The 26,531-nt window shown below is 66.5% G+C and carries 27 protein-coding genes and 1 riboswitch; of the genes, 18 read left to right on the top strand and 9 right to left on the bottom strand.

The genetic code is table 11. The features are described 5' to 3' along the window. Window positions 1–9: 9 nt before the first annotated feature. Window positions 10–543, bottom strand: coding sequence for a KdsC family phosphatase (locus AC07PE_RS24160; RefSeq protein ID WP_498769288.1), 534 nt, complete (start codon window positions 541–543; stop codon window positions 10–12). Then, complete coding sequence (locus AC07PE_RS24155; RefSeq protein WP_498769286.1) at window positions 543–1,565, bottom strand: KpsF/GutQ family sugar-phosphate isomerase; 1,023 nt, start codon at window positions 1,563–1,565, stop codon at window positions 543–545. The genes AC07PE_RS24160 and AC07PE_RS24155 overlap by 1 nt, the downstream gene beginning before the upstream one ends. An 88-nt stretch (window positions 1,566–1,653) precedes the next feature. Between AC07PE_RS24155 and AC07PE_RS24150 the strand changes: the two genes are divergently transcribed. Next, window positions 1,654–3,636: a monovalent cation:proton antiporter family protein gene (locus tag AC07PE_RS24150; protein WP_498769284.1), complete on the top strand. Its 1,983-nt coding sequence runs from the start codon at window positions 1,654–1,656 to the stop codon at window positions 3,634–3,636. Between the two features lie 15 nt (window positions 3,637–3,651). Here the strand turns inward: AC07PE_RS24150 and AC07PE_RS24145 are convergent, their stop codons facing one another. Next, on the bottom strand, window positions 3,652–4,308 hold the full coding sequence (locus tag AC07PE_RS24145) for an NAD(P)-dependent oxidoreductase (protein WP_498769282.1): 657 nt from the start codon (window positions 4,306–4,308) through the stop codon (window positions 3,652–3,654). Window positions 4,309–4,407: 99 nt separating this feature from the next. Here AC07PE_RS24145 and AC07PE_RS24140 point away from each other — a divergent pair, with 99 nt between their 5' ends. Then, a complete protein-coding gene (locus tag AC07PE_RS24140) occupies window positions 4,408–5,370 on the top strand; it encodes a LysR family transcriptional regulator (protein ID WP_498769280.1) in 963 nt (320 codons plus the stop codon). Here AC07PE_RS24140 and AC07PE_RS24135 read toward each other — a convergent pair. The 4 genes from AC07PE_RS24135 to AC07PE_RS24120 form a co-directional block, all read right to left on the bottom strand. After that, on the bottom strand, window positions 5,349–6,488 hold the full coding sequence (locus AC07PE_RS24135; protein WP_498769278.1) for a GGDEF domain-containing protein: 1,140 nt from the start codon (window positions 6,486–6,488) through the stop codon (window positions 5,349–5,351). The genes AC07PE_RS24140 and AC07PE_RS24135 overlap by 22 nt on opposite strands. Window positions 6,489–6,565: 77 nt before the next feature. Next, window positions 6,566–7,417, bottom strand: coding sequence for an MOSC domain-containing protein (locus tag AC07PE_RS24130; protein WP_498769276.1), 852 nt, complete (start codon window positions 7,415–7,417; stop codon window positions 6,566–6,568). A gap of 55 nt (window positions 7,418–7,472) precedes the next feature. Further along, complete coding sequence (locus AC07PE_RS24125; RefSeq protein WP_498769274.1) at window positions 7,473–8,309, bottom strand: DUF6159 family protein; 837 nt, start codon at window positions 8,307–8,309, stop codon at window positions 7,473–7,475. Window positions 8,310–8,327: 18 nt separating this feature from the next. After that, entirely contained in the window at window positions 8,328–9,119 is a 792-nt protein-coding gene (locus tag AC07PE_RS24120) for a hypothetical protein (protein ID WP_498769272.1), read from the bottom strand. A gap of 115 nt (window positions 9,120–9,234) precedes the next feature. Then, a riboswitch (TPP riboswitch) is annotated at window positions 9,235–9,343 on the top strand. A 74-nt stretch (window positions 9,344–9,417) separates the two neighbouring features. Here AC07PE_RS24120 and thiC point away from each other — a divergent pair. Genes thiC through thiE form a run of 5 tightly spaced genes read left to right on the top strand, consistent with a single transcriptional unit; the run spans window position 9,418 to window position 13,681 of the window. Then, entirely contained in the window at window positions 9,418–11,298 is a 1,881-nt protein-coding gene (gene thiC / locus AC07PE_RS24115; RefSeq protein ID WP_498769270.1) for a phosphomethylpyrimidine synthase ThiC, read from the top strand. Window positions 11,299–11,300: 2 nt separating this feature from the next. Beyond that, window positions 11,301–11,516, top strand: coding sequence for a sulfur carrier protein ThiS (gene thiS / locus AC07PE_RS24110; protein WP_498769268.1), 216 nt, complete (start codon window positions 11,301–11,303; stop codon window positions 11,514–11,516). 25 nt (window positions 11,517–11,541) lie between these two features. After that, entirely contained in the window at window positions 11,542–12,321 is a 780-nt protein-coding gene (locus AC07PE_RS24105; RefSeq protein WP_498769543.1) for a thiazole synthase, read from the top strand. After that, a complete protein-coding gene (thiD, locus tag AC07PE_RS24100; protein WP_498769266.1) occupies window positions 12,321–13,067 on the top strand; it encodes a bifunctional hydroxymethylpyrimidine kinase/phosphomethylpyrimidine kinase in 747 nt (248 codons plus the stop codon). The genes AC07PE_RS24105 and thiD overlap by 1 nt, the downstream gene beginning before the upstream one ends. An 8-nt stretch (window positions 13,068–13,075) precedes the next feature. Next, entirely contained in the window at window positions 13,076–13,681 is a 606-nt protein-coding gene (gene thiE / locus AC07PE_RS24095) for a thiamine phosphate synthase (RefSeq protein WP_498769541.1), read from the top strand. A gap of 84 nt (window positions 13,682–13,765) precedes the next feature. Here the strand turns inward: thiE and AC07PE_RS24090 are convergent, their stop codons facing one another. Then, window positions 13,766–15,760, bottom strand: coding sequence for a PhoX family protein (locus AC07PE_RS24090; RefSeq protein ID WP_498769264.1), 1,995 nt, complete (start codon window positions 15,758–15,760; stop codon window positions 13,766–13,768). A 414-nt stretch (window positions 15,761–16,174) separates the two neighbouring features. Between AC07PE_RS24090 and AC07PE_RS24085 the strand changes: the two genes are divergently transcribed. Continuing rightward, window positions 16,175–16,738, top strand: coding sequence for a porin family protein (locus AC07PE_RS24085; RefSeq protein ID WP_498769262.1), 564 nt, complete (start codon window positions 16,175–16,177; stop codon window positions 16,736–16,738). A gap of 12 nt (window positions 16,739–16,750) precedes the next feature. Here AC07PE_RS24085 and AC07PE_RS24080 read toward each other — a convergent pair whose 3' ends face one another. Further along, window positions 16,751–17,413 (bottom strand): GntR family transcriptional regulator, encoded by a 663-nt coding sequence (locus AC07PE_RS24080; RefSeq protein ID WP_498769260.1) that lies wholly within the window; start codon window positions 17,411–17,413, stop codon window positions 16,751–16,753. A 134-nt stretch (window positions 17,414–17,547) separates the two neighbouring features. Here AC07PE_RS24080 and AC07PE_RS24075 point away from each other — a divergent pair, with 134 nt between their 5' ends. Genes AC07PE_RS24075 through AC07PE_RS24030 form a run of 10 tightly spaced genes read left to right on the top strand, consistent with a single transcriptional unit; the run spans window position 17,548 to window position 26,517 of the window. After that, on the top strand, window positions 17,548–18,570 hold the full coding sequence (locus tag AC07PE_RS24075) for a TRAP transporter substrate-binding protein (protein WP_498769258.1): 1,023 nt from the start codon (window positions 17,548–17,550) through the stop codon (window positions 18,568–18,570). Then, the gene (locus AC07PE_RS24070) at window positions 18,570–19,118 is read left to right on the top strand and encodes a TRAP transporter small permease (RefSeq protein ID WP_498769256.1); all 549 of its coding nucleotides are present in this window, start codon (window positions 18,570–18,572) and stop codon (window positions 19,116–19,118) included. The genes AC07PE_RS24075 and AC07PE_RS24070 overlap by 1 nt, the downstream gene beginning before the upstream one ends. A gap of 3 nt (window positions 19,119–19,121) precedes the next feature. After that, complete coding sequence (locus tag AC07PE_RS24065; RefSeq protein ID WP_498769254.1) at window positions 19,122–20,471, top strand: TRAP transporter large permease; 1,350 nt, start codon at window positions 19,122–19,124, stop codon at window positions 20,469–20,471. Continuing rightward, on the top strand, window positions 20,472–22,139 hold the full coding sequence (gene mdcA, locus AC07PE_RS24060) for a malonate decarboxylase subunit alpha (protein ID WP_498769252.1): 1,668 nt from the start codon (window positions 20,472–20,474) through the stop codon (window positions 22,137–22,139). A gap of 2 nt (window positions 22,140–22,141) precedes the next feature. Further along, window positions 22,142–22,453, top strand: coding sequence for a malonate decarboxylase acyl carrier protein (gene mdcC, locus AC07PE_RS24055; RefSeq protein ID WP_498769250.1), 312 nt, complete (start codon window positions 22,142–22,144; stop codon window positions 22,451–22,453). Next, window positions 22,450–23,361 (top strand): biotin-independent malonate decarboxylase subunit beta, encoded by a 912-nt coding sequence (locus AC07PE_RS24050; RefSeq protein ID WP_498769248.1) that lies wholly within the window; start codon window positions 22,450–22,452, stop codon window positions 23,359–23,361. Before mdcC ends, AC07PE_RS24050 begins: the two co-directional genes overlap by 4 nt. Further along, window positions 23,358–24,074: a biotin-independent malonate decarboxylase subunit gamma gene (mdcE, locus tag AC07PE_RS24045; RefSeq protein WP_498769246.1), complete on the top strand. Its 717-nt coding sequence runs from the start codon at window positions 23,358–23,360 to the stop codon at window positions 24,072–24,074. Before AC07PE_RS24050 ends, mdcE begins: the two co-directional genes overlap by 4 nt. Next, a complete protein-coding gene (mdcG, locus tag AC07PE_RS24040; RefSeq protein ID WP_498769244.1) occupies window positions 24,058–24,735 on the top strand; it encodes a malonate decarboxylase holo-[acyl-carrier-protein] synthase in 678 nt (225 codons plus the stop codon). The genes mdcE and mdcG overlap by 17 nt, the downstream gene beginning before the upstream one ends. Beyond that, complete coding sequence (gene mdcB / locus AC07PE_RS24035) at window positions 24,728–25,579, top strand: triphosphoribosyl-dephospho-CoA synthase MdcB (protein ID WP_498769242.1); 852 nt, start codon at window positions 24,728–24,730, stop codon at window positions 25,577–25,579. The genes mdcG and mdcB overlap by 8 nt, the downstream gene beginning before the upstream one ends. Then, on the top strand, window positions 25,576–26,517 hold the full coding sequence (locus AC07PE_RS24030; protein ID WP_498769240.1) for an ACP S-malonyltransferase: 942 nt from the start codon (window positions 25,576–25,578) through the stop codon (window positions 26,515–26,517). The genes mdcB and AC07PE_RS24030 overlap by 4 nt, the downstream gene beginning before the upstream one ends. Window positions 26,518–26,531 lie beyond the last annotated feature (14 nt).

The following is a 26,531-nucleotide window of genomic DNA, read 5'->3' as shown; positions in this document are numbered from 1 at the left end:
TGCGTCAGGTTATCCAAAGTACGGTGCCAATGCCTGTTCGTAGGTACCCTGGGCGCGCATCACCATGTCGCAGACTTCGCGCACGGCGCCGCGGCCGCCCGGGTTCTTCGTGACATAGTGGGCGCGGTACTGCACTTCCGGATGGCCGCTCGGCACCGTCACGGCAAAGCCGACGCGGGTGAACAGCGGCAGGTCGATCACGTCGTCGCCGATGTAGCCGCACTCCTCGGCCGTTACGCCGGTCTTCGCCAGCAGCTCGGCAAAGGCCAGGCGCTTGTCGTGCTGGCCCTGGAACACGTGGGTGATCCCGAGGTCGGCCGCGCGCTTGATCACGATGGGCGAGGTGCGCGCGCTGATGATGGCGGTCTGCACGCCGGTGCGATTCAGCAGCTGGATGCCGAGGCCGTCCAGCACATAGAAGGTCTTGGTGATCTCACCGTTGGCGTCATAGGTCAGGCTGCCGTCGGTGAGCACGCCGTCGACGTCGAAGATCATGACCTTCACGCGCGCCGCGCGCTGCACATGTTCGAGCGGGGTCACCATCAGATCACCTTGGCGCGGGTCAGGTCGTGGATGTGCAGGGCGCCGACCAATACATCGTCCTGGTCGGTCACCAGCATCTGGTTGATGCGGAATTCTTCCATCACGGCGACGGCATCGACCGCCAGCTGTTCCGGGTGGATGCGGCGCGGGTTGGCGTGCATGACGTCCTTGATCGTCAGCTTGCTGAAATCATGGGTCTTTTCGAACAGGCGGCGCAGGTCGCCGTCGGTGAACACGCCGACCGGGCGGCCGGCATCGTCGACGATGGCGGTCATGCCCATGCCCTTCTGCGAGATTTCCAGCAAGGCTTCGGTCAGCGGCGCATTCGGCGAAACTTGGGGAATCGCCTCGCCGCTGCGCATGACGTCGCGCACGTGGGTCAGCAGCTTGCGGCCCAGGGCGCCGCCCGGGTGCGAGAGGGCGAAATCTTCGGACTTGAAGCCGCGCAGTTCCAGCAACGCCACAGCGAGTGCATCGCCGAGCGCCAGGGTGACGGTGGTGGAGGCCGTCGGCGCCAGGTTCAGCGGGCAGGCTTCCTTCTCGACGGAAACGTCCAGGTGGACGTCGGCGACCGTCGCCAGGCGCGAGCCCGGCTTGCCGGTCATGGCGATCACGGGCACGCCCATACGCTTGACGGCCGGAATCACGACCGCCAGCTCGGCGCTTTCGCCGGAATACGAGATCGCGATCAGGACATCTTGCGGGGTGACCATGCCGAGGTCCCCGTGCGCGGCTTCGGCCGGGTGCAGGAACAGGGCCGGGGTGCCGGTCGAGGCCAGGGTGGCGGCGATCTTGCGGCCGATGTGACCCGATTTGCCGATGCCGGAGACGACCACGCGGCCCTTGCAGGCCATCATCAGCGCCACCGCACGCGGCAGGCTGTCGTCCTGGCCGAGGCGCGCGGTCAGCTTGCGGATCGCCTCCGCCTCGATGTCCAGGGTCTCGCGGGCCAGCTCCAGAGCGCGCTGCGCCTGGGTCTCGTCAAAACTTGTCAGCATTATTTTTTCATCGGTTACACTCATGGTGGAAGTATATCCGAATTGAGAAAGCAAAAAACTTGCCAGATGTAACCGAGCGTATATATTTACAGGACCCAGACCCGCAGCCCGCATGACATCAGGCCTTGAACTAACTTTACTTCTTCTGGGCAGCGCCGTCCTCGGTGTGGTGGCGTTCCGCATGCTGCACCTGCCCCCGATGCTGGGTTACCTGGCCGTCGGCGTGCTGATCGGGCCGCATGCCCTGCACCTGGCCGACAACGGCCCCACCACCCACGCGCTGGCGGAATTCGGCGTGGTGTTCCTGATGTTCTCGATCGGCCTCGAATTCTCGCTGGCCCAGCTCAGGGCGATGCGCCGCATCGTGTTCGGGCTCGGGCTGGCCCAGGTGTCGCTGACCATCCTTATCACCATGCTGGTCGCCCTCGTCAGCCCACGCCTGCCGCCGCCGCTGAACGTCGGCTGGCAGGCCGCGCTGGCCCTGGGCGGGGCGCTGGCAATGTCCTCCACCGCGATCGTCTCCAAGATGCTGACCGAGCGTCTCGAGCTCGAAAGCGAGCACGGACGGCGCATCATCGGGATCCTGCTGTTCCAGGATCTGGCGGTGGTGCCGCTGCTGATCCTGATCCCCTCGCTGGCGCGGCCGGCCGAGGAGCTGGCCATGAACCTGGGCTGGGCCGCCGTCAAAGCCGCCGGCGTGCTGGCGCTGCTGCTGTTCTTCGGCCAGAAATGGATGCGCAAGTGGTTCACCATCGTCGCCAAGCGCCGCTCGCAGGAGCTGTTCATGCTGAACCTGCTGCTGGTGACCCTGGGCGCGGCCTGGATCACGGAGCGCGCCGGCCTGTCGATGGCGCTGGGCGCTTTCGTGGCCGGCATGCTGATCTCCGAGACCCAATACAAGCACCAGGTGGAAGAGGACATCAAGCCCTTCCGCGACGTGCTGCTCGGCCTGTTCTTCATCAGCATCGGCATGCTGCTCAACCTGGAGCTGGTGCTGGCCAACTGGTGGCTGGTCCTGGCGATGCTGGTGATTCCGGTGCTGCTGAAGTTCGCCCTGATCGCGGCGCTGGCCAAGGCCTTCGGCTCGTCCGACGGCGTGGCCATGCGCACCGGCCTGGCCCTGGCGCAGGCCGGCGAGTTCGGTTTCGTGCTGCTGAACCTGGCCTCCGGTTCGAAGCTGATCGACCCTTTCCTGATCCAGCTGGTGCTGGCGGCCATGGTGCTGTCGATGCTGCTGGCGCCCTTCGTGATCGCCAACAGCGACAAGCTGGTGATGAAGATCGCCTCCAACGAATGGATGCTGCAGTCGCTGCAGCTGACGCAGATCGCGAGCCGCACGATGGCGGCGCAGAAGCACGTGATCATCGCCGGCTTCGGGCGCAGCGGGCAAAGCCTGGCCACCCTGCTCTCCGAGGAAAAGCTGCCCTGGTATGCGCTCGACCTCGACCCCGAGCGGGTGCAGGAAGCGCGCGCCGCCGGCGCCAACGTCTCCTACGGCGACTGCTCGCGCAGGGAAGCCCTGATCGCGGCCGGTATCAATCGCGCCAGCGCGCTGGTGATCACCTTTGCCGATACCCGCCTGGCGCTCAAGGTGCTGCACCTGGTGCACGAGCTGGCGCCGAAATTGCCGGTGATCGTGCGCGCCCATGACGACACCGAACTCGACGTCCTGAAACGCGCCGGCGCCACCGAGGTCGTGCCGGAGGCGCTGGAATCGAGCCTGATGCTGGCCTCGCACGCGCTGGTGGTGATGGGCGTGCCGCTGCGCCGCGTGGTGCACCGGGTGCAGGCCGCGCGCGACGAGCGCTACGCCTCGCTGCGCGGCTTCTTCCACGGCGCAGGCGACGTCAAGGAAGACCCGGAACACAGCTACGTGCGTCTGCACTCGGTGGTGCTGGCCGAGGACGCCGGCGCGGTCGGGCGCTGCATCGGCGACCTCGGGCTGGATGAAGTGGGCGCCGAAGTGACGGCGGTCCGGCGCGGCAACCAGCGCATCGAGCCGGAAGAGGACACCGAACTGCGCGCCGGCGACGTGGTGGTGTTGCGCGGGACCGGAATGGCGGTGAGCCGGGCCGAGGGGCGCCTGCTGCGCTGACGCCCGCGTGCGGCCTTACGCCGCGGCGACCGTGAAGCGGGCCCGCACATGGCGCGGCTGCTCGATCTCGTCGGCGATCGCCACCGCCAGGTCGGCCACCGAAATACCCGCCGGGCCCTCGCCCGCCATCAGCAAGTCCTCCCCGCCGACCCGGTAGGCGCCGCTGCGTTCTCCCGGCGCCAGCATGGCCGGCGGGCTGAGGAAAGTCCAATCCAGACTGGTATTGCCTCGCATGGCGCTCAGCGCATCGCGCGCCGCTTTCGCGCCCGGCACCACGTTCGGCGGCACATGGCCGGCGAATTCCGGGGTATCCACCAGTTGCACGCCGGGCGCCACGAACAGGCTGCCGGCGCCGCCGACGACCAGCAGGCGCTTGACACCGGAAGCCTCGACGCCGCGCACGATCGCCTCGCTGCCGCGCATGAATTGCGCATACAGATCGGGATGCTCCCAGCCGGGATTGAATGCCGATACGACGGCGTCGTGGCCACGTACGGCGTCGGCCACCACCGCACTATCCGCCGCATCGAGACTGCGGACCAGCAGTTGCGGATGCGATGCGATACGTTCCGGATGGCGCGCCAGCGCCGTTACCTGGTGCCGGCGGCCCAGCAGCTCTGCGAGGACGGCCGCACCGACAAAGCCGGTGGCGCCAATCAGGGCGATTTTCATGCTTGCTCCAATCATCGTTGAGGAAGCATCATGCTATTGACTTCACGATGACCTGATAAGACCCGTAAAATCACCAGGACTTTGAAGTGGAGCTTAATAATGGATGACCTGAGGCCGCTGGCCATATTTGCGGAAACCGTCGCAACCGGTTCGATGAGCGCGGCCGCGCGCCGGCTCGGCATCAGTCCGTCGGCGGTCAGCCAGGCCATACGCCTGCTCGAGCGCCAGGGCGGCGTGACGCTGCTGCACCGCTCGACCCGCAAACTGAGCCTGACAGAGGCAGGCGAACGCTATTATCCCCACTGCCGCCGCATGCTGGACGCCGCCCACGCCGCCGCGGAAGCCCTGCAGCAGGCGCGCGATGCACCGACGGGGGAATTGAGGGTGGCGGCGCCGGTCGGCTTCGCGAATCACATCGCACCGGCGCTCGCGCCTTTGCTGGCGGAGGCGCCGCAGCTGCGCCTGCGCCTTCTGGTCGACGACGCCATGATCGACCTGATCGAGGCCCGTATCGACGTGGCGCTGCGCGTCGGCCGGATGGCCGATTCGAACTGGGTGGCGCGGCGCCTGTGCGACTTCGACATGATCCTGTGCGCCGCGCCCGCCTACCTCGAACGCCACGGCATGCCGCGCACGCCGGAGGATCTGCCCGGTCACCAGTGGCTGGCGTTCGGACGTGAGGGCCAGGAGAGCACGCCGGGCAGCTTTGCCGCGGCCCAGGGGAACGCAAGAAGCGCGGCGCCGGGATTCCCGGGACTGCTGGTGCCGATGGACCTGCAGAACGCAGATGGCAAGCTGCAGCGCACCGTGGTCGAAGCGCGCATCGTCAGCAATAACCAGGTATCGCTGCAGCAGATGTGCGAACACGGTCTGGGCATCGCACGCATGGTGCGTGCCGACGTGCTTCCCGCATTGCTGCGCGGGGACCTGGTCCAGGTGCTGCCGTCGTGGCGGCTGGCGGCAATGCCGGTATGGGCCGTCACGCCGCGGCGCGAAGGCGAAGCGGCGAAAGTCCGGGCGGCGCTGGATTGCCTGAAGCGCTACTTTGCCGCGCTGGCGTAGGTGCCCGATATGACCCGGTTGCGTCCCTGCTGCTTGGCCTCGTACAAGGCCTGGTCGGCCTGCGCCACCAGCGCCTGGGCCACGGCCTCGATCGCGTGCTCGCGGTCGAAATCGTTCAGGGCCGCCACGCCGATCGACACCGTCACCGACAAGCCCTGCCCTTCCGGCAGCAGGAAGGGCTGGTCGGCCACGCTGGCGCGGATGCGCTGCGCCACGATGCCGGCGCTGTTCAGGTCCGCATCGATCAGCAGCACCACGAATTCCTCGCCGCCGAAGCGGCCCAGCGCATCCGACATGCGCAGCTCGGCCTTGATGCGCGACGCGACTTCGCGCAGCACGTCGTCGCCGGCCTGGTGGCCATAGGTGTCGTTGACCTGCTTGAAGTGATCGATGTCGATGTACATGCAGGCGATGCGGTAGGACTGGCGGCGGGCACGCGCGATTTCCTCGGCCAGGCGGCGGTCCATGTAGCGGCGGTTGTAGACGCCCGTGAGCGCATCGGTCAGGCCGATGTACTTCAGCATCTCGTTGCTGATCACGTTCTCGAGGCAGATCGCGATGATCGACCCCATGTGCTCGACGAAATCGGTGCCCAACAGCGGCGTGAAGCGGCCGGGGTCGCGGCTGCCCAGGTTCAGGCTGCCGATCAGGCGGCGGTTGCGGATCAGCGGCACCAGGGCGATGCTGGCCAGGCCGGCGGGCGGCAGCGGGAAGGCCATGCCGTGGCTGACCGGGTGGTAGGGCAGCAGCCGCGGACGCGGCAGGCGGCCCGGCTCGAGCGCGAAGCCCAGTTCCTCGGGGTGTTCATGGAACAGCAGGTTGGGCAGGGCGTCGAAGTCCACGCCCAGCTTGTGCATCACGGTGAAGATGTCGGCGCCGGTGTCGACCAGCGACAGGGTCACGATGTCCAGGCTGGAGACGATCGGCAGCTGGCGGAAGATGGTGGCGACCAGCTCCTGGAAGCTGCCCGCGCCCACGATGTCGAGGTCGAAGGCCTGGTGGCGCATCATGATCGCGTGGTTGCTCTCCGCCTGGTCGATCAGGCTGGCGAGCTGCCTGCGCAGCGCGGCGTTTTCCGCCATCAGTTCGCGCACACTGGCGCCCTGCTGCTCGTGCATGGACGTTCCTTTCAGCAATTAGCCCTAACATTACGCCAACTCGGCCGTAATGCAAATGGAAACTGTAGCAGGCGTTGTCAGAATGCGAGTTCGGCCGTCAGTTCCTGGCCCACCCGCAGCCGGCTGCCGACGCCCGCCGAGACGATGCAGTTCATGCCCAGGCAGATGCCGCCGTCCAGCCTGGGGTTGGCGCGGTAGGTCTGCAGGATGTCGAGCGGATCGGGGCCCGGGATGCCGGTCGCCTGGTCGATGGAGGGAATCGGGCAGCGCGCGCAGGGTTTCACGGGACGGATCTCGGCCGCGCCGGTGCTGAGGGAAGCGGTGTAATCCTCTTCGTAGGCTTCCAGCCCGGCCACCACCAGGTTGGGGCGGAAGCGGTCCATGGGCAGGGCTGCGCGCCCGGCCGCGCGCAGGCGGATGTTCACGTCGTCGAGCGAGGACTGGCCGATCAGCAGCAGCGGATAGCCGTCGGCGAAGCGCGTCTGCGACGGCAGGCCGCCGGTCCACTTGACGCTGGTCGCGCGCACCACGTCGTGCCGGAAGCGCACCAGGCGGACCCGTTCACGGGCGTCGAGCGCCTCGGTGAACCAGCCAGCGGCGACGTCGCCGCAGTCGGCAGCGCCGATGCTGTCGTCCCAGATCTGGACGTAACGGGTGGGTGCGGCTTCATCCCAGGCCAGCGGCAGCAGCAGGTCGCCCATCTTCGGGCCGCTCATGCGCAGGTTGCCGCCGTCGGGCGCCGGCCGGATCAGCGCCATACGCGGATATTCGCGCTGCGTCAGGAACTGGCCGGATTCCGTCACCAGCATCCATTCGCGGTCGTGCACGCCTTGCGCGGCCAGGCCGGATTCGAGCAGGGTGGCTTCCTGGACCGCCATGCCGGCGCAGGATTTGATCGGGTACAGCAGGAGTTGGGACAGGGTGGGCATTGCGGCGCTGGATTCGACGTCGGGCCGCATAGTATCGCACCAAGCTGTCCCGGTTTCAGGATTTTTGCTGGAATGCCGAGGACAGGGTCCCATGGTCGAACCCGGGCGCATCGCTGCCGCCGACGGCGTAGCGGTACAGCACGGCCGAATAGATCCCGCTCAGCGTCGCGTGCACCAGCATGCAGGCGAGGCCGGCCAGCACGGCAACGATGGCGAAGAGCAGGTACAGCGCCGGCGCCGCGCCCAGCTTGACCATGAACAGCGTCAGCACGACCGCGCCCGCGATCAGGAAGAAGTACAGCAGGCCGAAGGCGGCGCTCAGCCCGACCTGCCCGGCCACGTTCTCGCCCCAGGTCCGCTTGAGCAGGGCCGTGCTTTCGGAGATCGCGCCGGTCGCACTCTGCCCGCCGGTGGCGATCACCGGCACCACCAGGAAAGTGGCGACGGCCCAGCCGGCGCCCAGCAGGCCGGCGATGAAGCGGCCGATGAAGCCGACCCGCTCCTGGATGGCGCGCAGGATCACGCCGACGGTGGCGGAAATGACGGCATAGCCGAAGATAGCCCCGATGCGGCCGTTGGCGATGCGCAGGCCGTCGCCCAGGCTTGGGCTGCCGCCGTCGAGCCGGATCATGACCGCGCCGACCAGGGCGGTGTTGAAGTAGAAGATGACGAAGTACTGGACGATGTAGAACAGGAAGGCCGCCGAATACGCGCCGCCGCGGCCAATGCCGTCGATCGAGGCCAGGCCGAGCAGCGGCAGCGCGAAGGCGGCCAGCACCAGCACCAGGGCCAGGCCGGAGATGATCGGGAACAGCATCAGGTGCTTGTCCTGCCTGAGCACGTCGGCGCTGGCGCCGACGAGGCGGAAACTGCGTTTCAGACGGTCGAACATGGTTTCTCCTTGAAATGTTTAATGAGTGGCGCTATTCCGCCAGGCTAGCACCGCCGCCTTGAGCGCGGCGGCCTCGCGTAGCGCCGCCGCCATTTCCTGGTCCGGGACATTCTGGTGGTTCCGGAAGATGTGATCGAACTCGTCTTCCAGGCGGCCGGCGCGGTACAGGAGGTCGTCGGGCGCGTGCTGTGCGGCCAAGGTTTTCGTGTCGATCTCGCCGCTCACGATGCTGCGCTGCAGGCCGTAGATGAAGCGTCCGATGCGCTCGTAATCCGACGTGGCTTCCTGATGTACCGCATGGCCGCTCAGCTGCGCTTTCACATAGGCCAGCCATTGGTCGTCGGGATTCACAACGCCGTCTACCTTGTCGAGCTGCTCGAAACTGCGCCAGGTCGGCCGCGCGTCCAGGAACACGAGGTAGCTGTTGCCGACGACGAAACTGGGATGGATGACGCAATCGCCGTCGTTCATCACGCGTCCGCCGCCGCGGGCCCAGAACACGAAGGCCCGGTGTTGGTCGAAGCTGCTGTCCTTGGCGCGGGACGATCCGGCGCGTCCGGTTACCGTAAACACTTTACGATCCGGGCCCGCTAGCTGGTCCAGCACCAGGAAACGGTATTCGACGTCCTCGCCGCCCAGCGGAGTGGCACCGATCACTTGCGCCACCGCGACATCGGTCGCCGCAGCGAGCTGCTCGGCGGCGCCGATGAGTTGCGCCGCAGGCGGCACCCGGCAGGCCTGGGAGGCCGCCGCACCGAGCGCCAGCACCCCGAAGGCGAGGCCGCGCATTATCGTCATCTTGTTCATCATGAACCCAGCTTATCAGCCCGGTGGAAGGAAAAATGCGTGCTTTGTCACGCGGCGCATGGATTGCCATTGTCTCAAAACCCACGTACACTCCGCCCGTCGCTTCTTCATGAAACGACAACAACGCTAGGGGTCCTGCGCCGGTCGAACAGATCGGACGCGGGTGAGAAATACCCTCCGAACCTGATCTGGATAATGCCAGCGAAGGGAAGCTACAGAGTCCTCGCATGCCCTCGTGCCTGCGCCTGCCTTTGCACTCCTCCGCTGGATCGCCGATCTTCAGTGAACACAAGGAGTGCACTTGAACGCCGATCCGAAATTCCTGTCCGCCAGCGCCACGGTCGATGCCGCGGCCGTGACGCCTCTTCCCAATTCGCGCAAGGCCTACGTGGCCGGCTCGCGTCCCGACATCCGGGTGCCGATGCGCGAGATTCACCAGTCGCCGACGCCGGCGTCCTTCGGCGCCGAGCCGAATCCGCCGGTCTGGGTCTACGACACTTCCGGGCCCTACACCGATCCGGAAGTGCGCATCGACATCCGCGCCGGCCTGCCCTGCCCGCGCAGCGGCTGGATCCGCGAGCGCGGCGACACCGTCGAACTGGCCGGTCCTTCATCCTCGTATGGCCAGCAGCGCCTTCGCGACCCGAAGCTGGCCGAGTTGCGCTTCGACCTGCAGCGCAAGCCGCGCCGCGCCGACGGCGGGCGCAACGTCACCCAGATGCACTATGCACGCCAGGGCATCGTCACGCCCGAGATGGAATTCGTCGCCATCCGCGAGAACCTGCGGCGCGAGGAGTACCTGCGCAATCTGGAAGCGGCCGGCCCCACGGGAAAGAAAATGGCCGCCATGCTGGGCCGCCAGCACCGGGGCCAGTCCTTCGGCGCGGCGATCCCGCCGGAGATCACGCCTGAATTCGTGCGCGACGAGATCGCGCGCGGCCGCGCCATCCTGCCGGCCAACATCAACCACCCGGAATCCGAGCCGATGATCATCGGCCGCAACTTCCTCGTGAAGATCAACGCCAACATCGGCAATTCGGCCGTCACTTCGTCCATCGGTGAGGAAGTCGAGAAGATGACCTGGGCCATCCGCTGGGGCGGCGACACGGTGATGGACCTCTCTACCGGCAAGCATATCCACGAGACGCGCGAATGGATCATCCGGAACAGCCCGGTCCCGATCGGCACCGTGCCGCTCTACCAGGCGCTGGAAAAGGTCAATGGCAAGGCCGAGGAACTCAGCTGGGAGATCTATCGCGACACCCTGATCGAACAGGCCGAGCAAGGCGTCGACTACTTCACCATCCACGCCGGCGTGCGCCTGCCCTTCATTCCGATGACGGCGGAGCGCCTGACCGGCATCGTCTCGCGCGGCGGCTCGATCATGGCCAAGTGGTGCCTGGCCCACCACCGCGAATCCTTCCTGTACACGCACTTCGAAGAGATCTGCGAGATCATGAAGGCCTACGACGTCGCCTTCAGCCTGGGCGACGGCCTGCGCCCCGGCTCCATCTACGACGCCAACGACGAAGCCCAGCTGGCGGAACTGCGCACCCTCGGCGAACTGACGCAGGTCGCGTGGAGGCACGAGGTCCAGACCATGATCGAAGGCCCGGGCCACGTGCCGCTGCAGCTGATCAAGGAGAACATGGCGCTGCAGCTCGACCAATGCCATGAGGCGCCCTTCTACACCCTGGGCCCGCTGACCACCGACATCGCGCCCGGCTACGACCACATCACCTCGGGCATCGGCGCCGCCAACATCGGCTGGTATGGCACCGCCATGCTGTGCTACGTCACGCCGAAGGAGCACCTGGGCCTGCCCGACAAGGACGACGTCAAGGACGGCATCATCACCTACAAGATCGCGGCGCACGCGGCCGACCTGGCCAAGGGCCACCCCGGCGCGCAGATCCGCGACAACGCCTTATCGAAAGCGCGCTTCGAATTCCGCTGGGAAGACCAGTTCAACCTCGGCCTCGATCCGGACAAGGCGCGCTCCTTCCACGACGAGACCCTGCCGAAGGACTCGGCCAAAGTAGCCCATTTCTGCTCGATGTGCGGACCGCATTTCTGCTCGATGAAGATCACCCAGGAGGTGCGCGATTACGCGGCGGCCGGCATGCATGAAAAGGCGGTGGAGTTCGTGCGCAAGGGCGCCGAGCTCTATGGGAAGGCCTGAGCATGCTGGAGATTGAACTGAACGGCACGCCGTATGAGCTGAATGCTGTGCTGCCGGGCGCGGCCAGCCTGCATGCGCTGGTCGAATCGCTGGGCCTGTCCGGCCAGGCGCTGGCGCTGGCGGTGAACCGCCGCGTGGTGCCGCGCGAGCACTGGCGCACCACCCTGCTGCGGCCGCGCGACCGCGTGGACGTCGTGCGCGCCATCGGCGGCGGTTAAACAATCGGAGAAAAATATGAACGACATGAACGACCGGCCCCTCGTCATCGCCGGCAAAGAATACCGCTCGCGCCTGCTGGTCGGCAGCGGCAAGTACCGCGATCTGGACCAGACCGCGGCCGCCACCGAAGCCTCGGGCGCGGAGATCATCACCGTGGCCATCCGCCGCGTGAACATCGGCCAGGACCCGCACGCACCGAATCTGCTGGACGCGGTGCCGCCCTCGCGCTACACCATCCTGCCGAATACCGCCGGCTGCTACACGGCCAGGGATGCGGTCTACACCCTCCAACTGGCGCGCGAGCTGCTGGACGGGCACAAGCTCGTGAAGCTCGAGGTGCTGGGCGACGACAAGACCCTGTTCCCCAACATGCCCGAAACCCTTCGCGCCGCTGAGGAACTGGTGCGCGACGGCTTCGACGTGATGGTTTATTGCAGTGACGACCCGATCCAGGCGCGCATGCTGGAAGAGATCGGCGTGGTTGCCGTGATGCCGCTGGCGTCCCTGATCGGTTCCGGCATGGGCATCCTGAACCCGTGGAACCTGTCGCTCATCATCGAGCAGGCCAAGGTGCCGGTGCTGGTCGACGCCGGCGTCGGCACAGCCTCGGACGCCGCCATTGCGATGGAGCTGGGCTGCGACGGCGTGCTGATGAACAGCGCCATCGCCCTGGCCCGCGATCCGGTGCGCATGGCGCGCGCGATGCGGCTGGCGGTGGAAGCCGGCCGCGACGCGTATCTGGCGGGACGGATGCCGCGGCGCTTCGCGGCTTCGCCTTCGTCGCCGATGGTGGGAAGAGTCTGATGCGGCCCTGCGTACTGGTGTTTTCCGGCCTCGATCCGTCCGGCGGGGCCGGTATCCAGGCCGACATCGAGGCGATTGCGGCCCAGGGCGCGCACGCGCTGCCCATCGTGACGGCGCTGACGGTGCAGGACCACGAGCGGGTGCACGAGGTGGCGCCGGTGGATGCCGCCCTGCTCGCGCGCCAGGCCATGCTGCTGGTCGACACGATGACGATCCGCGCGGTCAAGATCGGCATTCCCGGCAACCTGGCGAATGCCGAAACGATCGTCTGCATCGTCCAGCTGCTGCGCGTGCGCATGCCGACGCTGCCGGTGGTGCTCGATCCGGTGCTGGCCAGCGGCCGCGGCGACCCGCTCGCGCGCGGCGATGCGCTGGCGGCGCTGGCGCCGCTGCTGGCGGTGGCGACGGTGCTCACGCCGAACCTGCCGGAAGCAGCGGCTTTATCCGGCGCGATGGCGTGTCCTCATGTGCTGGTCACCGGCGGCCATGGCGACGGCGATGAAGTCGTCAACCGCTGGCACAGCCGCGACGGCGTACGCGAGTGGCGCTGGCCGCGCCTGCCGGGCGAGTTCCACGGCAGCGGCTGCACCCTGGCGTCGAGCCTGGCCGCGCGCCTGGCCCTGGGCGACCCGATGGCGCAGGCGCTGGAACGCGCCCAGCGCTGCTGCAACCAGGCGCTGGCGGATTCGTATGCGATCGCCCACGGCCAGCGGATTCCACGGCGGATCGAACATCGGGGAGCCTGAGCATGGATATGAAAGGACTGTATCTGGTCACGCCCGACTGGGCGGACACAGACCGGCTGCTGGCGGTAACGGCGCAGGCACTGGATGCCGGCGCGGCGCTGGTCCAGTACCGCAACAAGACGGCTTCCGCGGATTTGCGTGAGGAGCAGGCGGCGGCCTTGCTGGCGCTGTGCCGCCGCCATGGCCGCCCGCTGGTCATCAACGATCACGCCGGCCTGTGCCTGCGGCTGGATGCAGACGGCGTGCACGTCGGCGGCACCGATGCGCCGGTGGCGGCGGTGCGGGCGGCGCTTGGTCCTTCGAAGATCGTCGGCGCTTCCTGCTACGGCCAGTTGGGGCTGGCGCGGGCGGCGCAGGATGCGGGGGCCAGCTACGTGGCCTTCGGCGGATTTTATCGGTCTAAAGTGAAGGCGTACGAGGTGAGCACGCCTTTGCATCTCGTTGCGCAGGCCAGGGAGCTGTTACGGGTGCCGGTGGTGGTGATCGGTGGGATGACGGTGGAGAATGCGCGGCCGCTGGTGGGGCTGGGGGCTGACATGGTGGCGGCGATCAGCAGTGTGTATCTGGCGCCGGATCCGTTTGCGGCGGCGCGGGAGTTTGCTGAGCTGTTTTGAGACTGGTTGAACGCGTGGGCACGGGGTGCCCACCCTACCTGCTGTTCGTAGGGTGGGCACCCCGTGCCCACGCATGACGTTTGCTTACGCCTTCGCCAGCTTGAACTGCGTCAGCTCACCGGTCAGGTAACCCACAGCCGCCCCGAACTTGTCCTTGTAGTTCGCCTTGATCAGCGGATCCAGCGTGGTCTTCACGTTGGCGTGGATGCCGCCCCAGTCGCCCGGGTGCTGGAAGTTGCTCATGATGTAGGTCCAGCCGTTGATGTCGTCGACCGCGTGCAGGCCGGTCGATTCGCCGCCGGCCGGCACCGACAGCAGGCGCGAGAGCTGTTTGGTGTCGACGTTGTAGGCCCACAGGAAGTTGTTGACGTGCTGGCTGCTGTCCTCGCCGATGAACAGGGTGCGCATCTTTTCCGAGAACTTCAGGTTGTCCGGGTTGCCGACCTTGTTCGGGTTGGCGGTATTGCCCAGCGCGTCGGCGGCGATGTCCTCGCCCACCAGCAGGGCCTTCGTATCGGCCGGCATCCACTCGCTGTTGATGGCATTGCCGGCGGTGTCCTTCTGGCCGCCCTTCAGGTTCAGCATCATCACCGCGCCGGCGTCGAGCGCCTTCGGGATCGAGATGCCGTTGCCCGGCACGTTCAGCGCATTCCCCGCCACCATCGAGCCCTGGCAATTCTGCAGGGCCGAGTAGGCGATCTTGTCCTTCAGGTTGACGGTCGTGCCTTCCATCTTGGTGAAGCCCATCGAGGCGCCGACCAGCGCGGCGTAGCGGTGGGTTTCGAGGAAGGCGGCGGCCTTCTCCATGCCCGGCTTCAGCTTCAGCCACTCGGTACGGCCGTTCGCAGCGACCTTGGTGTAAGTGGCGTCCGCCGGATCGGTGGTTTTGACGTCCATGATGTCGGTCGGCTTGATCGAGGCGGCCAGCGAGCGGATCTCGTCGCTGGTGGCGGAGCCCAGCTTGATCCAGGTGAGCGGCGCGGCGGCGGCGGCCGGGTCCAGCGAGAAGCCGGCGCCAACCTTGGCCACGTACAGGGTGCCGCTCGACAGGTCCTTCTCCTTGTCGGCCACGAACACGAAGTAGCCGCTGTTGGTGGCGTCGTCGCCCATCAGCACGGTGCGGTTGTCGCCCATCACCTGCACCAGTTCGTGCGAGATGCGGCCCATGCAGTAGTGCTTCTTGATGGATGCGGTGCCATCAAGGTTGACCGTCACTTCAGGCAGGTGGCCGTAGTTGTAGGGGTTGGCCTTGGTCTCGTCGCCGTACAGGCTCTTGCTGAAGCCCTTGAACTGGGCGTCGGTGGCGGCAGTGAAAGCGTTCGGCTCGTACTCCTCGCTCGACAGATGGGTGCCCCACGGCGACAGGCTGGCGCCGCAGGTGATCCACAGGCCGTTGACGCTCGAGGTGTCGACGTTGTGGTACTTCACGAGGCTCAGCTTGCCGTTGGCCGGGTCCTGGTCCAGGGTCAGCACGGCGATCGGCGACGGCAGCTTGCCATACATGCCGGTCACGCCGTCCTGCGCCCAGGTGGTGTATTCGAACTGCACCACGGCGAACACGGTATTGCCTTTCACACCGGTCACTTTGGCGTTCGGCACGGTCAGCAGCGAGGTGCCGTCCGGCGAATCCGAGAAATACTGGCGCTCCTTGCCGGCCACGGTGGTGTCCAGGATCGGCTTGTTGTTGATGTCGTAGTAGCCGCCGGCGAGGATGGTGCCGCCATTGCCGTTCGGGACCAGGTCGCCGGTGATGAAGAAGGGTTTATAGGACAACTTGAAATCCAGCTTGCTGCTGTCGCTGAAAGTCACGCTCATGGTCGAGCCGACCGTGGTGGTGGCCATCGCCGCGGCATCGCTCAGGGCCGGCGCCGTCGTCGAACTGAAGGAGACGCTGGACAGGGTGACGGGCGGCGGCGTGGTCGTTACCGGCGGGGTCGGGGCGGTCGTCACCGGGCTGTCGTCGCCACCGCCGCAGCCGGCGAGCATGGCGCCCACGGTGCCGGCGCCGATCGGCAGCATCGGGGTCGCACCCAGCAGGCGAAGCAGGCGGCGGCGGGACAGGTCGGTATTCGGATTCATGCGTCAACACTCCAGGATCAGGTCAGTGGGACCGCGTCGTAGCGCGGCGATCGCTGGGCAGAATAGTGGAGATGTATGTCAGGAAGATGACGGAAATTTAACGGTTTGATGACATGCGGCCCTGTGTTTACCCGCAAACGCGCTTTGTCATGTCGGGAATCTCTTAAAAGTTGTAAGCATCCGCAACAAAGCTGCATTGCTCATCTGTTCGTAAATTGACCTCTTCCGAAGTCAACGCCGATCATTTTTCCTGACGAGAAAACATACATATCTGACTTTTCGGTCATTTATATGCACAGCGGTAACAGATTCTTACTAATCCGACAGTTTTTCAAAAGAAACAAGCTGCTACCTTTGTTCGGTCGCGATGCGGGTGCATCGCGGCACAGTGAAAACCAAAACAAAGGAAAAACAATGAAGAAGACAATTTTCGCAGCGCTCGCAGGGATACTTACGATGGGGGCAGCGCAGGCCCAGACCACCAGCTTCACCGACACGGCGCCGCATGCCTACGTTGGCATCGGCACGGGCATGGTCAAGGACTCCATCACGAACGACCGCAAACGCACGACCAAGATTTTCGGCGGCTATGACTTCGACCAGAACTGGGGTGTCGAAGCCGGCTATTCCTGGCTGGGCAAGACCGGGTTCTATGTCCCCTTCGGCAACAACGACTTTGCCTACACTCACGTAAAGAGCTCAAGCTTCTACGCCGCCGCGAAGTACACGATCCCGGTGAGCGAGCGCTCGTCGGTGTACGGCAAGCTGGGCTTGGCCCATAGCGAACAGAAGTACTCGAGCCAGGCGCCCGGCTGGAATTTCAAGGAAAGCGATAACGGCCTGTATGCCGCGGCAGGCGCACAGTTCAAGGTGACCGACAGGGTGTCGCTGTACGCTGAAATCGAGCGTAACGGCAAGTCGCCGCGCAACGGTCCCAAGAACCATGTCCTCAACGCCGGCCTGAAGTTCGGCTTCTAATCAGAACGCGTTCTAAGCTGCCACCGCGTTCAGCGCCTCCATCGACGCGACCAGGTCGGTAAAACGCTGGCCCTGCACGGCCACATGGCTGCGCAGGAAGTCGGCCGCCTTCTGGCCGTCGCCGTCGATGATGGCCTTGACCACCGCGTCATGCTCGCTGAACGAGTGCTTCATACGGTCGCGCACCCTGAGCTGCAGGCGCCGGTAGGGACGGAGCCGGCGCGACAGGGCGCGCGCCTGCTCCGCCAGGAAGTGGTTGTGGCTCCCCGCAAAGATCATCTGGTGGAACACCTCGTTGCGGTAGTAGTACTCGTCCGGGTCGCGCGCCTCGTAGGCGCTGCTGCAGGCCTGGTGCGCTTCCAGCAGCTTGGCATGCTCGGCGGCCGACATGCGCCGCGCCGCCAGGCGTGCACACATGGCTTCCAGCTCGGCCATCACCTCGAACATCTCCACGATCTCGTGCGGCGACACCGTCGACACCACCGCCCCGCGGCGCGGCCGGATCTGCACCAGCCCGGCCGAGGCCAGCTGGATCAGTGCTTCGCGGATCGGGGTACGCGATGCCCCGAATTCATTGGCCAGTTCCGTCTCGTCGAGGTGCTGCCCCGGCAACAACTTCCCAGTGGCAATTCTTTCCTCAATCTGTTCGCGTAGCCGATCAGAGAGCTTTTTCATGGCGCTGCTTCCTGCTTAAAAAAATCATATTAACCTGATTGACATTGTATTTTTTCTGGTTCATCTTGTATACATAAACAAAAAATTTGCATGCAACAGCATGCGTTCCCGTGAAGAGAACTGAGGAGATAGATATGGCAATCAAGCGACGCACCGCCCTGGGTGTACTGGCACTGAGCATCGGCATGGCATTCGGCGCGGCCCCGGCCTGGGCCGAGACCACCACCATCAAGATTTCGCACCAGTTCCCTGGCGGGACCATCGACAAGGGCGATTTCCGCGATCGCCTGGTGCGCATGTTCGCCGCCGAGGTCGAGAAACGCACCAAGGGCGGCGTGAAGTTCGAGATCTATCCCGGCTCCTCGCTCATGAAAACCAACGCCCAGTTCTCGGCGATGCGCAAGGGCGCGCTCGACATGTCGCTGGTGCCGCTGTCGTACGCCGGCGGCGAAGTCCCCGAAACCAATATCGGCCTGATGCCCGGCCTGGTGACCTCGTATGAACAGAGCGCCGCCTGGAAGAACGCCGCGGTCGGCAAGGAACTCACGAAAATCCTCGCCGAGAAGGGCGTGGTGATGGTCAGCTGGATCTGGCAAGCCGGCGGCATGGCCTCGCGCGGCAAGCCGATCGTCGAGCCGGAAGACGCGAAGGGCATGAAGATCCGCGGCGGCTCGCGCGAGATGGACCTGATCCTGAAGGAAGCCGGCGCCGCCGTCGTGACCCTGCCCTCGAACGAGATCTATGCCGGCATGCAGACCGGCGCCATGGACGCCGCCCTCACCTCCTCGACCTCGCTGATCTCGTTCCGCCTGGAGGAAGTGTCGAAGGCGCTGACCACCGGCCGCGGCAAGTCCTACTGGTTCATGCTGGAGCCGCTGATGATGTCGAAGGCCGCCTTCGACCGCCTGACGAAGGAGCAGCAGGCCATCATCCTGCAGGTCGGCGCCGAAATGGAAGCCTTCGCGCTCAAGGAAGCCAAGGAAGACGATGAAGAAGTCGCCAAGGTGTTCACCAAAGCCGGCGCCAAGGCCGTCGACCTGAGCGACGCCACCGTCAAGAAATGGCAGGACATCGCCCGCCGCACCGCGTGGAAGGACTTCGCCGCCAAGAACGCCAACACCGCCAAGCTGCTGCAGCTCGCCGAACAGGTGAAGTGATGAGCGCGCACGGATTCGAGGCGCAGGCGCCGCAAGCGCCCGCGCTGCCCTCGCACCGCGGGGCGGCCACCCTGGCCCTGTTCCTCAACAGGGTCAATCACCTGCTGCTGGTGATCTCCATGGCGGCGATGATCCTCACCGCCCTGGTGCTGAGCTATTCGGTGGTGATGCGCTACTTCTTCAAGGTCGCCACCGACTGGCAGGACGAGGCCGCGGTCTTCATGCTGGTCGGCGCCACCTTCTTCTGTGCGGCCTACGTGCAGTCCTTCCGCGGCCACATCGGCATCGAGGCCCTGGCCGGGCTGCTGTCGCCGCGGGTGAACCGCATCCGCCTGATGCTGGTGGACCTGCTGTCCTTCCTGTTCTGCGCCTTCTTCTCCTGGAAATCGTGGGCGATGTTCCACGAAGCCCTGGTCGAAGGCCAGACCACCTCGTCGACGCTGGCGCCGCCGCTGTGGATCCCGTACTCGCTGATGGCCTTCGGGATGACGCTGCTGACGGTCCAGATCCTGGTGCAGCTGATCGGCCGCCTCACCGAAAAGGAATAAATCATGAGCGCTCTTTCTCTCGGCGTCGGCTACGCCGCCGCCACGCTCGTCGTCATGTTTTCGGGCATGCCGATCGCCTTCGCATTGGGCATGGTCGCCACCGCGTTCATGTACTTCTTCATGCCGGCCTCCTCGCTCGACACGATCACCCAGAACGTGTACGAAGAGATGGCCTCGATCACCCTGCTGTCGATCCCGCTCTTCATCATGAAGGGAGCGGCGATCGGCAAGTCCCCGGCCGGGCGCGACCTGTACTCGGCCATCCACGCCTGGCTGAACAAGGTGCCGGGCGGCCTGGGCATCGCCAACGTGTTCGCCTGCGCGCTGTTCGCCGCGATGGCCGGTTCCTCGCCGGCCACCTGCTCGGCGATCGGCTCGGCCGGTATCCCCGAGATGCGCAAGCGCGGCTATTCGCCCGGCTTCGCGGCCGGCATCATCGCCGCCGGCGGCACGCTCGGCATCCTGCTGCCGCCCTCGATCACGATGATCCTGTACGCGGTGGCCGCCGAGCAGTCGCTGGGCCGCCTGTTCCTGGCCGGTATCGGCCCCGGCCTGATGCTGGTGCTGCTGTTCGCCGGCTATGCCGTGTACCGGGCGCGCAAGGAATACCGCCTGGCGCATGAACTCTACCAGCGTGGCGGCGAGAAGTCGGCCTACCTGGACACGCACAACTACACGCTGGCGGAGAAGGTCGAGATGCTGCCGCGCGTGCTGCCTTTCCTGGTCCTGCTGACCGGCGTGATGATCGCGCTCTACGGCGGCTATGCCACGCCTTCGGAAACCGCGGGCCTGGGCGCGCTGCTGGCGATCGTGCTGATGGCCGTCGTCTACGGCATCTGGCGGCCGAAGGAACTCGGGCCGATCCTGAGCTCGACGATCAAGGAGTCGACCATGCTCCTCATGATCATCGGCATGTCCCTGCTCTACTCCTACGTGATGAGCTACCTGCACATCAGCCAGTCGGCGGCGCAGTGGGTAGTCGGGCTGCATCTGTCGAAGTGGGTGCTGCTCTCGGTGATCCTGCTGATGGTGATCGTGTTCGGCTTCTTCCTGCCGCCGGTGTCGATCATCCTGATGACCGCGCCCATCATCCTGCCGCCGCTGCGCGAAGCCGGCTTCGACCTGATCTGGTTCGGCGTGGTGATGACCATCGTGATGGAAATGGGCCTGATCCACCCGCCGGTGGGACTGAACATCTTCGTCATCAAGAACATCGCCCCGGACATCCCGCTGTCCGACGTGATCTGGGGCGTGATGCCTTTCGTGGTGCTGATGTTCGTGGCCGTGATCCTGCTGTGCGTGTTCCCGCAGATCTCGACCGCGCTGCCCGACATGATCATGGGAGCGCGCTAGATGGCTGCGAATGAACGAAGCTGGGACCGGCAGCGCGCCAACCGCGAGGGGCGCCTGCAACGGGCCCGCGAAAGGCTCGGCGCCGGCTTGCAAGGCAAGATCGTCGATACCGCGCAGGCAGCGGAGCTGATGCACCAGGTGATCGAGTGCGGCGACCGCGTTTGCCTGGAAGGGAACAACCAGAAGCAGGCCGATTTCCTGGCCAGGACCCTGGCTTCGCTGGACGCCGGCCGGGTCAACAACCTGCACATGCTGCAGTCGGTGCTGGCCCTGCCCGAGCACCTGGACGTGTTCGACAAGGGCATCGCCGCAAAGCTGGACTTTTCCTTCTCCGGACCGCAGGCAGGACGCCTGGCGAAACTGGTCTCCGCCGGCAAGCTGAATATCGGCGCGATCCACACCTACCTGGAGCTGTTCGGCCGCTACTTCATCGACCTGACGCCGCAGGTGGCGCTGGTGGCGGCGCAGGCCGCGGACCGCCACGGCAATCTGTACACGGGCCCGAACACCGAGGACACGCCGGCCATCGTCGAAGCCACGGCATTCAAAAGCGGCATCGTGATCGCGCAGGTGAACGAGATCGTCGACGAGCTGCCGCGTATCGACATTCCTGCCGACTGGGTCGACTTCGCGGTGGCGGCGCCGACGCCGCACTACATCGAGCCGCTGTTTACGCGCGACCCGGCCTTGATCTCGGAAATCCAGGTGCTGATGGCGATGATGGCCATCAAGGGCATTTACGGCGAGTACCAGGTCGAGCGCCTGAACCACGGCATCGGCTTCGACACCGCCGCCATCGAACTGCTGCTGCCGACCTATGCGGCCTCGCTGGGCCTGAAGGGCAAGATCGGCCGCAACTGGGCGCTGAACCCGCACCCTGCGCTGATCCCGGCCATCGAAGCCGGCTTCGTCGAGACCGTGCACTCCTTCGGCTCCGAGCTCGGCATGGAAGATTACGTCCGCGCGCGTCCCGACGTGTTCTTCACGGGCCCGGACGGCAGCATGCGCAGCAACCGCGCCTTCAGCCAGGTGGCCGGTCACTACGCCTGCGACATGTTCATCGGCTCGACCCTGCAGATCGACTTGCAGGGCAACTCGTCCACCGCCACGCTGGGCCGCATCTCCGGCTTCGGCGGCGCCCCCAACATGGGCGCGGATGCGCGCGGCCGCCGCCATGCCAGCGCAGCATGGCTGAAAGCCGGCGAGGAAGCGCGCCGCGGCACCAACGCCATCCCGCGCGGCCGCAAGCTGGTGGTGCAGATGGTCGAGACCTTCCGCGAGCACATGCAGCCGGCCTTCGTGGAGACACTGGACGCCTGGCAGCTGGCCGAGCAGGCGAAGATGGCGATTCCGCCGGTGATGATCTACGGCGACGACGTCACCCACATCCTGACGGAAGAAGGCATCGCCAACCTGCTGCTGTGCCGCACCGAAGAAGAACGCGAGCAGGCGATCCGCGGCGTTGCCGGCTACACCCCGGTGGGCCTGGCGCGCGACGCCCGCATGGTGGAAAACCTGCGCGACCGCGGCATCGTCAAGCGCCCCGAAGACCTCGGCATCGACAAGCGGCTCGCCACGCGCGACCTGCTGGCGGCCAGGAACATGAAGGACCTGGTGCGCGCTTCGCACGGTCTGTACAAGCCGCCCAAACAGTTCAGGAACTGGTAATCATGGAAACCCTACGATTCAATTTCAGTGGCGGCCAGCGCCGCCTGGACGGCGCGCGCCTGGTGGGCGTGGTCGGTTCCGGCAATCTGGAAGTGCTGATCGAACAGCGCCCATTGAACGGCGCCTGCGAAGTCGAGATCAGCACCGCCGCCCACGGCTTCGGCCCGATCTGGGAAGCGGTGGTGCGCGACTTCCACCTGCGCTGGCAGTTGGCCGACGTCCACGTGGCCATCAACGACATGGGCGCGACCCCGGCGGTGGTCAGCCTGCGGCTCGACCAGGCGGCCGAATCGATCACCGGAGGGGTCTCATGAGCAGCTACCAGGAAGCCACCGCGCGCCAGCGCATCGCCGGCATGCTGGACCCGGGCAGCTTCGACGAATTCCTGCCGCCGCAAAAGCGCGTCACCAGTCCTCACCTGCCCCAGCTGGATGCCCCGGTCTCCTTCGACGACGGCGTCGCGGTCGGCCGCGGAACGATGCACGGGCGCCGGGTCTTCATCGCCGCCCAGGAGGGCGGCTTCATGGGCGGCGCGGTCGGCGAGGTGCATGGCGCCAAGCTGGTCGGCATGCTGAAGCGCGCGGTCGACGAGAAAGCCGACGCAGTGCTGCTGCTGCTGGAAACCGGCGGCGTGCGCCTGCACGAAGCGAATGCCGGCCTGATCGCCGTGTCGGAAGTGATGCGCGCGGTGATGGACGTGCGCGCCGCCGGCATCCCGGTGATCTCGCTGGTGGGCGGCTCGAACGGCTGCTTCGGCGGCATGGGCATCGTGGCCCGCTGCACCAACGGCGTCGTCATCTCCGAAGAAAGCCGGCTGGCGATGTCCGGGCCGGAAGTGATCGAGACCGCCGGTGGCGTGGAAGAATTCGACGCCCGCGACCGCGCCCTGGTCTGGCGTGTCACCGGCGGCAAGCACCGCTACCTGCTGGGCGATGCGCAAGCCATCGTGGCCGACGATATTGCAAGCTTCCGTTCCGCTGCGCTGGCATTGGCCGATGCGGCGCGCAGCAGTGGTAACGGCAGCGGCACCGAGCTGACGCTGGAGGCGCTGGAAGCAGAGCAGCGCATGCTGGCGAACCGCATCGAGCGCTTCGGCGGCCTCGAGGATCCGCTCGAAATCTGGGAAGCGCTCGGCATCGACGACCCGCACAGCGTGCCCCTGCTGGAGACCGACGCATTCCGCGAACTGGCCGACGGCCACCGTGAAGGAGCAGCAGCATGAACTGGCAGACCGTGGCGGACGCCCTGTTCCCGCAGGGCCATCGCATCGCCGAACGCGACAACTTCCTGAGCGGCGAAGCGCAGGTGGGCGGGCAAACCGTCGCCATCATCGGCACCACCGAACACACGCCGATCGGCGTCGAGATCGCGCTGGCGCAGGCCACTGCCATCCTCGACACCGTGCGCAATCACCCGGGACGGGCGATCGTGATCCTGGTCGACACCGTCGGCCAGCGCCTGCGCCGGCGCGACGAAATGTTGGGCATCAACAGCTACATGGCCCACCTGGGCAAGTGCATCGAACTGGCGCGCCGGCGCGGCCACCGCATCGTCGGGCTGGTGTACGACCAGGCCTTGTCGGGCGGTTTCATCACCAGCGGCCTGATGGCGGACGCCTGCTATGCGCTGCCCGACGCCACCATCCGCGTGATGGGCCTGCCGGCGATGGCGCGCATCACCAAGGTGCCGCTCGAAAGGCTGGAAGCGCTGGCGGTGGACAATCCCGTATTCGCGCCGGGTCCGGAAAACTACCTGCGCATGGGTGGCGTGGCCGCGATCTGGTACGGCGACCTGGCTGCCGCCATGGCGCAGGCGCTGCATGAAGCGCAGCCGGAAGACCGCCGCGCGGCGCTGGGACTGGAACGCGGCGGCCGCAAGCTGGCGCTGCCGGTTGCGGCGGCAGTACGCACGGGGTCCGATGTACAGGCGGCATGACCTGGTCTGGCTGACGCCGCAGGGCTGGGACACTGCGCTGCACGGCCTCGAAGGCAGCCCGCGCGAGCTCGCCCTCGAGTGGCACACGCGCGGCCTGCCGGCCGTGGTGCGACGCAGCGAACCGGGCACGCCGCCCACCCTGCTCTGCCTGGGCATTCCGGCGCCGCCGGACGCACACAGCGGCCAGAAAATCAGGCTCGGTTTCACCGCCGAGCGCAGCCAGGTTGCGGAGGCGCGGCCGGCGCTGGCGCTGGACCAGGCGGAAGCGCCGGCCGCCTGGCAGCCTGGCCTGGCCAGCCTGGGCATCGCCTTGCGCGCCGCGGGCGTCGACTGCCGCGTGTTCGGCTCGCTCGCGATGCAGACCCTGACCGGCAAGGCCTATCTTGGCGCCAGCTCCGACGTCGACCTCCTGCTGCGCCCCCTGAACGGCGCCCAGCTCGAGGCCGGCCTGGCGCTGCTGGCGCGCCATGCACAAAGCCTGCCGCTGGATGGCGAGATCGAATTCCCCTTCGGGCACGCGGTGTCCTGGAAGGAGTGGCTGGGAACGGACGCCCACGGCGGCGCCGAACGCGTGCTGGCCAAGCACCTGGACGCGGTTTGCCTGAAGCGGCGCGACGAGTTGCTCGGCCAGTTTGGCGTGGATGGAGGCTGGCATGGCTGAGGCCTGCTTCCTGGAACGCGTCGATGCCGCTGCCGATACCGCCGGCGTTCTGATTGCACGGCTTGCGGTGCGCAGCCTGTACCAGGAACTGGCGCTGTATCCCAAGCCGGGACTGGTCTCGCTGGTCGATACCGGCAGCCACGACGACATGGATGCCGCGACCTTTGTCCGCAGCCTGTTCTCGCTGCGGCGCTATTTTCTCGATATCGCGCTGGCCGGTGCGCAGGGTGCTGAATTCCCTGTACTGCGCGAGCTCGGCATCGAAGCGGAGCGGCGCATGCTGGCGGCGACCGGGGGTATCAACACGCATCGCGGCGCCATCTTTTCGCTGGGGATGCTGTGTGCGGCGGCCGGGCGCGCTGTCTCCTGGCAGCCAGACATGCTGCGCGCAACGCTGGTGGACCGCTGGGGTTCGGCGCTGTCTCAGCATCGTGGAGCGGCCGCATCAAACGGTGCGCTGGCCCGCGCACGTCACGCAGCGCCCGGCGCACGCGAGCAGGCGGCGGCTGGGTTTCCCGCCATTTTCGAATTGGCCTTGCCTGTGCTGCGCCGGACGCTGGCTTCTGGCCGCGGCCTGCGCTGCGCGCGCATCGACACGCTGTTCACGCTGATGGCGGAGCTGTCCGACACCAATGTCTATCACCGCGGCGGCGCGGACGGGGCGCGCATCGTGCGCGAGACCTCACTGCGTTTCCTGGAACGCGGCGGCACCGCGGCGGCCAGCTGGGAACACGATGCTGTGGCCGCACACCGCGTCTTCGTCGCGCATCGCCTGTCGCCGGGCGGCGCGGCCGACCTGCTGGCGGCGACCTGCTTCGTGCATTCGCTGGATACCTCGTCATGACGATGCGCCTGGCCATCCTCTGCCCCGGACAGGGTTCCCAGAGCCCGGCCATGTTCGACCTGGCGGCGTCCGATCCGGCGGCGATGGATCGCGTCCAGGCCTGGCTGCGCTCGGCCAATGGTCCGGTGTCGCAGGCTGCACTGCCGGAACTGCTCGCCCACCCTTCGGTCATGTTCGACAACCGCAGCGCGCAGCCGCTGGTGGTCGCCGCCACGCTGATGGCCTGGTCCATGCTGGCCGATCGTCTGCCGCGGCCTGCGCTGGTGACCGGCTACAGCGTCGGCGAGATCAGCGCTTACGCGATTGCCGGTGCGCTGCCGCTAGACCGGGCGGTGGCTATCGCCTCGCAACGGGCGGCGATCATGAGCGAGGCTGCGGAGCGCAGCGGCGAGCAGGGCCTGGCTGCAGTGTCCGGCATCGCTGCACAGGCTGCGCTGGAACTCGTGACGCAAGCCGGCTGCGAAGCGGCCATCGATACGCCCGGCGCGCTGATCGCCGGCGGCCTGCGCGCCGATCTCGAGCGGGTGGCGGCACTCGCAGCGCACACCGGCGCCGGCTGCAAGCCCCTGCCCATCAATATCGCTTCGCATACCGGCCTCCTTGCCGATGCGGTCGATCCGCTACGCAGCCTGCTGCAGGGCCACGCACGCGCGCCTGCTTTGCCCTTGCTGGCGGGCGTGAGCGCAAGCACGGTCAGCGACGGTGCCCAGGCCGCGGACCTGCTGGCCCGGCAGACCGCCAGCACCATCCACTGGACCGACTGCCTGGACGCTATCTTCGAGGCGCGCATCGACGTGGCGCTCGAGCTCGGTCCCGGCAATGCGCTGTCGAAGATGCTGCGCGAGCGACATCCGGACATTGCCTGCCGTTCGGTGGCGGATTTCCGCAGCGTCAAAGGGATTGTGGCCTGGGTCGAGGCGCAGGCCACAATCCCATGAAAAAAGCCCCGGCG

It is taken from the genome of Telluria sp. GW821-FHT07G12, assembly GCF_059418525.1.
Note: the sequence above shows the minus strand (reverse complement) of the source record. Positions and strands in the feature narration are given on the sequence as shown.